Source organism: Nitrosomonas sp., from assembly GCF_019635155.1.
Taxonomy (GTDB): domain Bacteria; phylum Pseudomonadota; class Gammaproteobacteria; order Burkholderiales; family Nitrosomonadaceae; genus Nitrosomonas.
In genome coordinates this window covers 30049-41053 of record NZ_JAHBZY010000007.1, presented here as the reverse complement: position 1 = coordinate 41053, position 11005 = coordinate 30049, and the positions used below count along the sequence as shown (strand labels likewise).

The following is an 11005-nucleotide window of genomic DNA, read 5'->3' as shown; positions in this document are numbered from 1 at the left end:
GATCAAGAAGGTGCGATATTGCAATAATGCTGCAGAAGCAGTTGCTGCGCCGAACGCAGTTTTGCAGTGCCGGGTTTCAAATGTTTGTACGAACCATCGCTTTGTAACAGCCAGGCTTGCGTGTTATCCGATAAATAATTTAATAAGCCATAATCCAGCACCGTATCGCTGGTGCGTTTTTCTTCAATGGGAAAACAAACTTCCACGCGGTAATGAAGATTGCGTGTCATCCAGTCGGCGCTGGAGCAAAAAACCAATTCTTCGCCGCTATTATGAAAGTAATAGACGCGGGTATGCTCCAGGAACCGTCCGACGATGGAACGGACGGTAATATTCTCGGATACGCCTTTGACGCCGGGACGAAGGCAGCAAACGCCGCGGATGATCAAGTCAATTTTGACATTTGCTTGCGATGCTTTATAGAGCGCGGCAATGATTTCCGGGTCGACCAGCGCATTCATTTTGGCGATGATCCAAGCTTTTTTCCCCTCCTTTGCAGCGTTGATTTCTTTTTCGATAAAAGTGAAGATACCTTTGTGCAAGGTAAAAGGGGATTGCAATAATTTTTTTAACTTACCGGCGCGTCCTAATCCGGTTAACTGATGAAACAGTTTATTGACATCTTCACCGATGGCTTTATCACAGGTCAGCAAGCCATAATCGGTATAGATCCGGGCAGTGCGGGCATGATAGTTACCGGTGCCCAAATGAACATAGCGGCGCAAGGTTCGCCCTTCTCTTCTCACGACCAGAATCATTTTGGCGTGTGTTTTATAGTTAACTACACCGTAAACAACATGTGCGCCGGCCTGTTGCAGTTCGCTTGCCAATTCGATATTGGCTTCTTCGTCAAAGCGCGCGCGCAACTCCACCACGACGGTCACTTCCTTCCCAGCGCGGGCCGCACCTTTCAGGATCTCAACGATCACCGAGTCGGCGCCGGTACGGTAGAGTGTTTGCTTGATCGACAAGACGTTGGGGTCGGCGGCTGCTTGGCGCAAAAAATCAATGACTGGCGCAAACGATTGGAAAGGGTGATGCAATAGGATATCGCCATTATGCAATACATCGAAGATATTATTATTTTTTAGCAGGCGTTTTGGAATATCAGGCGTAAAGGCGGCGAATTTCAATTCCGGGCGATCGACCAAATCGCAGATAGCGAGCAATCGCCCCAAGTTAACGGGGCCAGTGACTTGATAGAGATCGTCGGGTTGCAGGTCAAATTTTTGTAACAGAAAGTGACTCAGGTTATCCGGACAATTGTCGGCGACTTCCAACCGTACTGCATCGCTGAACCGGCGCGACGGTAGTTCACCTTCCAGAGCGCGTAGCAAATCGTCAATTTCTTCATCGTCGATAAACAAATCACTGTTGCGCGTGACTTTGAATTGGTAACAGCCGGTGACATTCATACCCGGAAACAAATCACGGACGTGCGCATGAATAATCGATGACAACATTACAAAATCATGATTGCCGCCACTCAATTTTGCCGGAACATGAATAATCCGCGGCAATGAACGCGGCGCTTGCACGATGGCCAATCCCGAATCCCTGCCGAAAGCATCCTTGCCTTCCAGCGAGATGATGAAATACAGATTCTTGTTCAGAACGCGCGGAAATGGATGCGCCGGATCGAGGCCGATCGGACTCAGTACCGGTAATACTTCGTTTTTGAAGTAGCGCTGCATCCAGCGGCCGATTTGAGGTTTCCATTTCGAACGGCGCAGCAACCGGATATTGTCCTTAGCCAGTGCGGGGATGATCATGTCATTCCACACGCTGTATTGTTCTTCGACAAAATGGTGCGCGGTTTCGCTGACGCGCGCCAATACTTCCGCGGGTGACAGATTGTCGGCACCCGTTTGGGTTAAGCCGTATTTCACTTGCTGCTTCAATCCGGCTACGCGGATTTCAAAGAATTCATCCAGATTAGTACTGGCGATGCATAAAAAACGTAACCGCTCGAGTAACGGTAAACTATCGTCTTTGACTTGCTCGATAACACGGCGATTGAATTCCAGCAGACTGAGTTCACGATTAATATATAGCGATGCATTTTTTAGATCGATTGCCTCCATAGGGGGCGATGATTGCTCGGGTGGAGTTGCAATAGGCGCTGCCGTATTTCTCATTTGTTATTGTTTAGGCGTTAGTTTGAGTAGTTTGCCGTTTTCTTCATCGGTCAGCAAATATAGCGCGCCATCGGGACCTTGTTCGATATCGCGGAAGCGGACCGTATTCAATAACAGCTTTTCTTCATTGCGGATTTTATCGTTATCCAATGTTAACCGGGCGATGTGCCGGCCTACCAGTGCGCCGACAAATAAACCGCCGCGCCATCCAGGAAACAGGTTGCCGTTGTAAAACACCATGCCGGATGGCGCAATCGATGGGGTCCAATGATAAATCGGCTCCTCGAAACCTTGCCCGGCATGCTCATCCTTTATGGGCGTTAAATCGTAATGCGTGCCGTAGCTGGCTTTAGGCCAGCCGTAATTTTTACCGGGTTCGGGGATATTGATTTCATCGCCGCCTTTGGGGCCATGCTCGTGGATCCACAGTGCACCGGTTTTGGGATTGATCGCGGCACCTTGCACACTGCGGTGACCGTATGACCATATTTCGGGTTTTGCTTTGGGGTCGTTGACAAACGGATTGTCGGCGGGAATCGAGCCATCGGGACGGATGCGAATGATTTTTCCAAAATAATTATCGGTTTTTTGTGCTTCTTCCAGATAATTACCCCGATCTCCCAAGGTAATAAACAAATTGCCATCCGGTGCAAATACCAGCCGTGAACCAAAATGCACGCCACCTTCGGTTTTGGGCAATTGCCTGAAGATGACTTTCAAATTTTCCAAGCTGCCATCTTTTAATTCCGCGCGAGCGACTGCAGTGCTCGCTTTAAATCCTTCCGGTTCGGCGTACGACAGATAGATTATCCGATTTTTTGCAAATTCCGGATCCAGTGCAACATCCAGTAATCCGCCTTGTTGTTGCACAAATACCGCGGGGACGCCTTTGATAGGCTCGGATATATGTCCGTCCGGTGCAATGATACGCAAGCGCCCAACTTTCTCCGTCACCAACACCTGGCCGTCCGGCATGAACGCCATGCCCCACGGGAATTGCAATCCTTCGGCGACCAAACGAACATCAAACTCGGTTTGGATGCGTTGAGCGTTTGCATTGGATAAAAATAAACCGGAGGCTGGCAGCAATAGTAGCAATAAAGCCGCGAATTTATGAATCATTGTGTTCCTTTGTATGCGTCACAGTGGTTATGTGGTTAACAATGTAACATTCCTCTGCGGCGTGCTCAACACTTGCCACAAGATAAGTTGATCTGTGAAAGTGCCGCTCAAACCGGTAAGAATGAACCTCGATTACTTTTTGCTGCAAAAATTGTAGACAACACCGTTGCGATTTCTCAGAATGAGCAGGGTAGCAACAATACATTGCAGTATTTCGTGAGGGGGCTTCTTCATTAAAAACTATGAGCAAAAGCAGATACAAGAATTTATAGTCTGAATATCCCGTTATATATTTTTGTGGAAGTTATGTAGAATAAATAGTCTGGGTGCAATGACTATAACCATGTCTGTTTTGATTCTATTAACCGTGGGTTAAGTATCAAAATATCAGAAACACTGTGTACGCGTATTTATTTGAAATTGAAGCATGAAGATTCAGTCAATTTTATGATAGTGTGCATCGGGCAATTATCATTTTGTAATTAATTTTTATAAGGGAGAGTTTTATGAGTATGGAAAGTGAAGTGAGAATGAGATTTGGAGGTTTTTGGAACTCCCTCATTTTACTCATTGTGATTATTATTTGCCTGCGCTTTTCAAGTCTTGAATTTGCAGATGAAAGTTTAACCAAACGGATCTTTTGTGCATTACACCTATTTTTAGGATGTATTGCTGCAGGTTTCTTACTGGGGATTTTTAAAATATTCCTCGCATTCTCCAATCAAACTTATACCCGCGCGCCTGCGTCAGCAAATTTCGTATTAGGCCTCAAATATGGAATCGTTGCCGGTGGAACACTAATTCTGATCGTAGGAATGCTGCAATTGGATAACTTCTTGGGAGTCTTTCAACCGATTATCACAAGTTTAATAGCAAAGTTAACTGCTATTTTTGCATAACATGAATCAGGCCAATCGAATACCGATTGGCCTCCTGATCCAAGAGTTTCATGCTATTACACTCATTACTCAAACCTGCGAATTTTCTCCGCCATTACCCGAAGGATTGGTGAATTGGTCGTTTAGACTTTGAATGTAATCGTTGGCTTCATTGATGACTTCATCAATCGTTTGTTGCGTGGTTTCATTCCAACCGGAAGGCCCCTTCAGGAACATTGGCCGTATTGCCGCGGTGCTTTTGTTGAAAGCTTGCATAAATTGTTTATAAGTATCTTGATCGTTACCTAATTCGCTAGCCAATTTCTTCAACAAACTATTTGCAACCGCACGGCGGATAGAAAAATGGATATAGAGGATCGTGATGACCAGCAAGGCCGCGATGACAATGGACGCAGTATCATGCTGTTGCAGTTTCTCTTGAAACATCGGTAATAAATTCCAGGAATCCGTCATATGTAAACCGGTTCCGGCTAGTAATACCAATGAGATGAAAGCTAAACTGTCAAAGAGCATCACTTTGCTTTTCCATCTGTTCAACATATCGGAAAGCTTAACAACAAAATGATTCTTGATACTCTTAGCTGTTTGCTCAAGCTTACCGACGATGCGGTACGAACGTTCGACTTCAATTTGGCGAATGCGCGCGTTGATATCAGCCATATCCTCTTCGCGTTTTTTCTCAAAACGTTGACGAATATGCGGATTGGCGATCGGAACGGCAGCACTGGGATTATAAATCCGATAAAAACGACCAGTAACCAAACCGACCTCCGCTAAGGAGCGTTGCCAAGCCGATACAACCTCTTCAGGATTGTCTTCTTGGGCAGTGACATCGATCTGATTCAGGATATACAGAAATTTGTTGGCGTCGGCACGGCTTACACTGGCTGAAACCAGGTACGCCAACGTGTCCTGCATGGCCTTCGGTTCCGGGTGGCGAGCATCAAAAAAGACCAGAACCAGATCGGATAAATTGATGATGTGCTGCGTTAGGCGCAATGTAGACGCGCGTTGATTATCAGCGTCGAAACCCGGAGAATCGATCAGGATTTTTCCACGAAGGTTTTCCGAAGGACAGGTTTTAAGCTGCAAGTAAGCATCAATTCGTTCTTGCCCGGCTTCAGAAATTTCTTCGATACTGCGGCTGATCTGAAAAAAAGGAAAACGCGGATCGGCATCCAATGCAATACCTGGAAGGGTTTTCGCTTCATTGTGCCGGCTGTAGCAAATTACCGTAAATTTATCATCGACAGCTTGGTTCCCGGTACGTTGCAACGGAACATCCAGATATGAATTGATGTAAGTTGATTTACCAGCGGAAAATGTTCCCAAGACCGCAATCATCGGCCACCATGTCACAAAAGTTGCATACGATTGATCTTTTTCAAGCAATCCCATACTGTGGCCTACATAATCCATTTTACGGAAGCTTTTGACTGCATTGGCCAGCGTCGGATTATCCGGATGCTCGTCAGTCAGATGTTTTTGTAAGCTTTTTAAGTATTTATTAATTTGTGATGAGCTTTGTGACATAACGATCCCTTTTATTTTCTAAAGATATATTTCATGAACATTGAGTAAATAATGCGACATGCGTGTTTGCAGTTAAAACATCAAAGTCGATATCGCTGATAACTTAAATAACCACGAATATTGGCCAGTCATTGGAAAAACAATCACTAAAAAACCCGATGGATTTTATCAAGACAATGTTGGCTTGCCAATCAATGGTGTTGCATAGATTTATGGTAGCTATGTGCTTAATGATATTATCATAGCCAATTTAATAAGAACCAAATTTTGGATAATAGCGTGTTCCAAAATAGCGCTTACCGGATAAAAAGAAAAACATTCGTATGAAATTAAATCAATGGGTAAGGGAAACTTCAAACCATGACAGTCGATAGCGATCAAGAACGAAGCACCGCACGTTTCGCACATGTGGCACGGTATATTCTAATCGGCTTTCTGACAGTTGCGCCCTTGTGGGTTACATGGCTGGTGTTTGATTTTTTATTAAACTTATTGGCAAGCATCGGTGATCCGCTACTAAAAGGAATGGCGCGCGCAGTGCGCCCATTCTCTGATACGACTGCCAGTTGGTTGCTGGACTCGAATTTTCAGCATGCTGTTGCCGCATTGCTGACGATCGCGAGCTTGTATGGCATCGGCTTGCTGGCTTCTTTTGTTATTGGGAAAAAAGTAATCGGCATTTACGAAAATATCTTGGCACGATTGCCTCTAGTCCAAACAATTTACGGCGCGACCAAGCGCTTTTTGCACACCATCAGCCAACCGCCAGTGACCGGCCAGCGGGTGGTATTAATCAGTTTTCCTTCGTCGGAAATGAAAGCTGTCGGTTTTATTACCAAAATCATGCGGGATAAAGACAACGGAAAACAATTAGCCGCTGTCTATGTGCCGACTTCACCGAATCCGACATCCGGTTATATTGAAATCCTGCCAATGGACCATGTGATATTGACCGATTGGACCACCGAAGAAGCGATGACATTCGTTGTAACAGGTGGCACCAATGCACCCGAAAATGTGCGTTTTTCGCAAAAACCAAAACGACAAGAGCAAACAGTTCCTGAGTGACAGCCTCAATCTTCGGAGTCTCTGATTGGCTTAAACCGGTAGCGAATAGGGTAGTGATTGAAATTCCAATACCGGACCTTGAGTTGAAAGACAATGAATTTCATTGGCATCGATACTGCTTAGTTGCACGACTGCTAACGCATCAAATCCACCGTGTGGCGAAGGCTCAGCATTCACGATATTTCCGCTTAGTTGATCATTCATATCCATACTATAGAGTGCATCGCCGGCTGCTATCGTTTCAGTGGTTGCTATGTGGACTAATCGCATGCGCCGTTTAAGTTTTCCTAAATACTGGGTACGTGCAACGATTTCTTGTCCTGGATAGCAGCCTTTTTTAAAACTAACGCCGCCGATTGCATCGAGATTAATCATCTGCGGCAAAAACATTTCCTGTGTTTCAGGCAGGATATTTGGAATTCCAGCTCGAATCTCCAACCAATTCCAGCAATTGGCCCCCACTGGCCTGGCGTGCTGGCTGAGTTGATTCCATGTTGCCTGAGCATTTTCTATAGTGGTTATAATCTCTGCGCGATTCTGTGAGAGATAAAGCGCACTGAATTTTTCAGAGTGCTGAAGTTGCATCGGATAGGCAAAATCATTAACCGAATTTTCGATATCGCGTATCAATGTAATCGCATTTGCACCGGCAATGCCGAAACGTATCCATGTATCGCTGCAGTTCGTGATTTTAACTTTGGCACGCAATACATAAAGCGATAATCGTTTCTGGACAGCGCTCAGCAAGCTGGCAGGTAATTGCATGAATAAATCATTCTCGCGTTGCCACACAATGAAATTTGCCAACACCCTGCCTTTGGGAGTGCAATAACTACCGTAGTTTGCTGCATTCAAGCCAATTTCACGGATATCGCAACTGAGTTGATTCTGCAGAAATGCTTGGGCATCGTCACCGGAAAATTGCAGAAGGCCCCAGTGCGATAAATCAGTCATCACGGTTGTTGTTTCAGCAGCCAGAAGTTCAGCGGAAAAATTGCCGAAATCGAACACGCAATGATTCTTGATGATAGCTTGCCGATCAAGTAAGTGGTTTTGCCATTCAGTGTTCATAAAATATTGGTAATGAATAATTTGAGCAGATTATACGATAAAGAAATTGACTAAAATGAGGATCAGATTCGCATGGAAATTGATTGATGACAGATTCCTTTCGTGATTTTCGTTATGACTACTTTAACCATTCAACGCAAGCCATCGTATGTACTTGCAGTGATTTTACTAACCGCACATGTGGTTTCAGCTATTTTGTTATGGCTATTGCCGATATTTTGGATTATCAAAAGTATGGTTTCTATTCTGATCATCATCAGCCTTGTCTATTACCTGCGCAAAGATGCCTTGCTGTTAGCGAAGAACGCAGTGACTGAACTAACTTTGACCGAAAAAAACCAATGCACGATGACCACTCGATCAAATGCGATAATTATCTGTACCATCTTGAATAATAGTTTTGTGGCGCCTTATTTGACTGTTTTGGTTCTGCAACCGGAAGGAAATTTTTTTGCTGATAGTATCGTAATCCTGCCGGATGGTATCGATGCGGAAGCCTACCGGCAACTTCGTGTGTGGTTACGCTGGAAGTGAAAACCAATTACATGAAAGAAAATTTGATTGATTGTCGCATGCGATTAGTCAAATAATGACCGAAATAAGCTTAGATGCTTAATCACAGCTTCACTACCGGATATTGATCATTATTGTCTTCCTATAATTCATGCACGTACGTATCACTTATGAACATGACAGTTGAAAAAATTTTTACGATGATGTTTCTACTGTTCTTCTTAACTGGTTGTAAAACAATGATGGCTACCAATCAGCAGCCGTATATTGATGTTAAGTTAATCGGTGTTTGGTCTGGAGAATTTTTGGAGACAGGGGGCTTGTTAAAACGTTGGACGCAGATACGAAATGCCGATGGTTCGTATACGGTCGACTTTAGTTTCACTGGTCCGAATGGTGAGAGCACATATTTCACCGAATCGGGGCGATGGTGGGTCGAGAAAGGGTTGTTTCACGAAATTTCATTACCCGACATGAAATTCCCCGACAAATACCGCTACTCATTCAAAGAAAAGGATTGTGTTTGGTTTGACTTGACTGAAAGTGATGGATTCGCTGAAGAGTCGGGTAGTTATCTATTTAGGGAATGTCTGATAGCGGATTCACCACCGGTAATCATCAATAATCCTATTTGAGTGATGTGAACATGGGCGAGAAGTTGCTCAGAAGAACTCAGGAGATTCTCGCCATCGAGTTTTAAAAATGAACATAATGGCGAAAAAATGCATGTCAGCGCATCTGTGATTCGACAAAAACAGTTTCCCGATTGAATTCATCCCATATATAAGCGGGTTTAACAAAAGGGGTCGTAGGGATCAAGAAAGTAGCAATATCAAAAGCCCCGCTTAATGAACGCCCGACCGCATTCGCTATCCCTGTTAAGAAACCGATAGTCATGCCATGAACGACACCATCGCGATTACCGACGATGGTAATCGCTTTCGGAATTTCCACAACGCCTGTTGCTGCATTGGCGAGACCGTTACCAAGTTTATCCATGACTTTATCGGGGTATTGTTCGGCAAATACCAATTGCGGTGCAGTTAACGAGATTATGAACGCAATCAGTAGGGTTTGAAGCAATTTGGCCATAGCTAATCCTTATATTTCAAATAATGGTTAATTAAAGATGACTGAGATCGGATAGTGTGTGGTGCTAGTAATTCCAATCATTTTTTATTCCCTTGTTGGGCGGACTGTTTCAAAATCCCAATAATTTTTTCAACCTCACGTTCGATCTGGTTTTCCGGGTAACCCTGGTTCTGCAAGTCAGTTCTAATTCGGTAAGCTATTTCAAGCACGAGCAAGTCCTCGATATTTTTGTCACCTTGTTTAAGCGCTTCTTGGAATTCCGTTTGGAAGCGACTGATCGCATTCAGCATAGGGCCATTATTGATTTCCAAACCGGATAAGATGGAATCCAATTCATACTTCAGATTTTCAGAAATAACCGGTTGAATTGACGGGATTGCCGACTCTGGCTGATACGGCATATATTTGGGTATTGAAACCGAGACAATAATCAAAGCTACTCCTGAGCCAATTGTCATTAATACAAATTGCCAAAGCTTATATTCTTTACCCCGTAAATTTATTGTTTTGATACGCTTTGCACCAAGCCGCGCTTGGACAATTATTCCCGCAAAAAACAAAATGGCACCAAGCGCCATGATAATAGGTACGATCGGATGCACAATGTTACTCCTACATTATTATTTTAAAATGGAATTCAATAAACGCATTACCAGCATTTTTTAAATTGCAGATTATATCTGATTCAGCATCGATAATTTTCTGAGTATTTTAACGCATTATCAAAAGGGGTTACTGTTTGTTCAATATTCCGAGAGTCATTTACGGAATAAACGATCAAAGATTCCTTCAAGTAAATGAGCGCTTATACCGGCGACGATTCTATCGTGGTGGCGGTGGTGGCGGATTACCAGGTGGTGGCGGTGGCGGGGTGTAATTAGAAGACGGCGGTGTGAGGTTTTTCGTGCGATTCGCAGGTGGATCTTCAGTAATTCGACCGGCTACCGGAACGCGATGGCCCTTGGCGTACATGCACTGGATATAGCCAATATCATAACGCTGCTGGTTGACATAAGCGGATGTGCTGGCAGTGCCGGAACCAACCAATCCGCCTGCTACCAATCCCGTGCCAGCACCAATAGCGGCTCCACCGCCGCCAGCAATTGCAGCACCAGCGGCTGCTCCAAGACCGGCACCGATGGCTGCGCTCTCAATACCGCTTGATTGCGCTGCATGGCGCGGCGAAACACCGCCTACTTGTTCGTACGCATATCTGCGACATTCGTAATCATCATACCGGAATTGCTCAAAACTTTTTCCGGTTCCCGGCAATGTCATTACACTGGGCCCTGTTGGCAATTGCACACATGCAGCCAATAAATATGCGATACAAAGCGTGAATAACGGTTTGATTGCTTTCATTTGGAATTTTCTCTCAAAATTATTGTGCGTTGGGCCGGAGAACGACTTGTAACCACTTTCCAGCATATTTCTGAACAACGGGATAGTAACCTTCTGAGCTCTTACAATGATACCAGCAGTTAATTTCAGATTGTGCATTGATAGTTTCGCGTAGCTATCTATAAGAGGCTGTGAGCCTGCAGGTTAAGCCATTATGCATTTTTCATT

General features: G+C 44.5%; 11 protein-coding genes. 4 read left to right on the top strand and 7 right to left on the bottom strand.

Annotated elements, in window-relative coordinates; all coding sequences use genetic code 11:
- Nucleotides 1-2: 2 nt before the first annotated feature.
- Both ppk1 and KF839_RS06380 read right to left on the bottom strand, forming a co-directional pair.
- Complete coding sequence (gene ppk1 / locus KF839_RS06385; protein ID WP_292917103.1) at nucleotides 3-2084, bottom strand: polyphosphate kinase 1; 2082 nt, start codon at nucleotides 2082-2084, stop codon at nucleotides 3-5.
- Between the two features lie 57 nt (nucleotides 2085-2141).
- Entirely contained in the window at nucleotides 2142-3260 is a 1119-nt protein-coding gene (locus tag KF839_RS06380; protein ID WP_292917007.1) for a PQQ-dependent sugar dehydrogenase, read from the bottom strand.
- Between the two features lie 506 nt (nucleotides 3261-3766).
- Between KF839_RS06380 and KF839_RS06375 the strand changes: the two genes are divergently transcribed.
- Nucleotides 3767-4159 carry a hypothetical protein gene (locus KF839_RS06375; protein ID WP_292917006.1) on the top strand — a complete coding sequence of 131 codons (393 nt, stop codon included), beginning with the start codon at nucleotides 3767-3769 and terminating at the stop codon, nucleotides 4157-4159.
- Between the two features lie 69 nt (nucleotides 4160-4228).
- Here KF839_RS06375 and KF839_RS06370 read toward each other — a convergent pair whose 3' ends face one another.
- On the bottom strand, nucleotides 4229-5692 hold the full coding sequence (locus KF839_RS06370; protein ID WP_292917005.1) for a dynamin family protein: 1464 nt from the start codon (nucleotides 5690-5692) through the stop codon (nucleotides 4229-4231).
- A gap of 360 nt (nucleotides 5693-6052) precedes the next feature.
- Between KF839_RS06370 and KF839_RS06365 the strand changes: the two genes are divergently transcribed.
- Entirely contained in the window at nucleotides 6053-6760 is a 708-nt protein-coding gene (locus KF839_RS06365) for a DUF502 domain-containing protein (protein WP_292917004.1), read from the top strand.
- A 30-nt stretch (nucleotides 6761-6790) separates the two neighbouring features.
- Here KF839_RS06365 and ygfZ read toward each other — a convergent pair whose 3' ends face one another.
- Nucleotides 6791-7831: a CAF17-like 4Fe-4S cluster assembly/insertion protein YgfZ gene (gene ygfZ, locus KF839_RS06360; protein ID WP_292917003.1), complete on the bottom strand. Its 1041-nt coding sequence runs from the start codon at nucleotides 7829-7831 to the stop codon at nucleotides 6791-6793.
- 114 nt (nucleotides 7832-7945) lie between these two features.
- Between ygfZ and KF839_RS06355 the strand changes: the two genes are divergently transcribed.
- Entirely contained in the window at nucleotides 7946-8365 is a 420-nt protein-coding gene (locus KF839_RS06355) for a protein YgfX (RefSeq protein WP_292917002.1), read from the top strand.
- 149 nt (nucleotides 8366-8514) lie between these two features.
- Nucleotides 8515-8979: a hypothetical protein gene (locus KF839_RS06350; protein WP_292917001.1), complete on the top strand. Its 465-nt coding sequence runs from the start codon at nucleotides 8515-8517 to the stop codon at nucleotides 8977-8979.
- A gap of 94 nt (nucleotides 8980-9073) precedes the next feature.
- On the opposite strand, the gene KF839_RS06345 is transcribed toward KF839_RS06350, so the two are convergent.
- From KF839_RS06345 to KF839_RS06335, 3 genes are all read right to left on the bottom strand, one after another.
- A complete protein-coding gene (locus tag KF839_RS06345; RefSeq protein ID WP_292917000.1) occupies nucleotides 9074-9436 on the bottom strand; it encodes an exosortase system-associated protein, TIGR04073 family in 363 nt (120 codons plus the stop codon).
- 77 nt (nucleotides 9437-9513) lie between these two features.
- Nucleotides 9514-10038, bottom strand: coding sequence for a hypothetical protein (locus KF839_RS06340; protein WP_292916999.1), 525 nt, complete (start codon nucleotides 10036-10038; stop codon nucleotides 9514-9516).
- Between the two features lie 220 nt (nucleotides 10039-10258).
- On the bottom strand, nucleotides 10259-10798 hold the full coding sequence (locus tag KF839_RS06335) for a hypothetical protein (protein ID WP_292916998.1): 540 nt from the start codon (nucleotides 10796-10798) through the stop codon (nucleotides 10259-10261).
- Nucleotides 10799-11005: the final 207 nt, after the last annotated feature.

Bases quoted from the DNA above. Each gene is read 5' to 3' on its own strand.
- KF839_RS06355 (WP_292917002.1), top strand. From the start codon at position 7,946: ATGACTACTTTAACCATTCAACGCAAGCCATCGTATGTACTTGCAGTG.
- ygfZ (WP_292917003.1), bottom strand. From the start codon at position 7,831: ATGAACACTGAATGGCAAAACCACTTACTTGATCGGCAAGCTATCATC.
- KF839_RS06345 (WP_292917000.1), bottom strand. From the start codon at position 9,436: ATGGCCAAATTGCTTCAAACCCTACTGATTGCGTTCATAATCTCGTTA.
- KF839_RS06370 (WP_292917005.1), bottom strand. From the start codon at position 5,692: ATGTCACAAAGCTCATCACAAATTAATAAATACTTAAAAAGCTTACAA.
- KF839_RS06365 (WP_292917004.1), top strand. From the start codon at position 6,053: ATGACAGTCGATAGCGATCAAGAACGAAGCACCGCACGTTTCGCACAT.
- ppk1 (WP_292917103.1), bottom strand. From the start codon at position 2,084: ATGGAGGCAATCGATCTAAAAAATGCATCGCTATATATTAATCGTGAA.
- KF839_RS06350 (WP_292917001.1), top strand. From the start codon at position 8,515: ATGAACATGACAGTTGAAAAAATTTTTACGATGATGTTTCTACTGTTC.
- KF839_RS06375 (WP_292917006.1), top strand. From the start codon at position 3,767: ATGAGTATGGAAAGTGAAGTGAGAATGAGATTTGGAGGTTTTTGGAAC.
- KF839_RS06380 (WP_292917007.1), bottom strand. From the start codon at position 3,260: ATGATTCATAAATTCGCGGCTTTATTGCTACTATTGCTGCCAGCCTCC.
- KF839_RS06335 (WP_292916998.1), bottom strand. From the start codon at position 10,798: ATGAAAGCAATCAAACCGTTATTCACGCTTTGTATCGCATATTTATTG.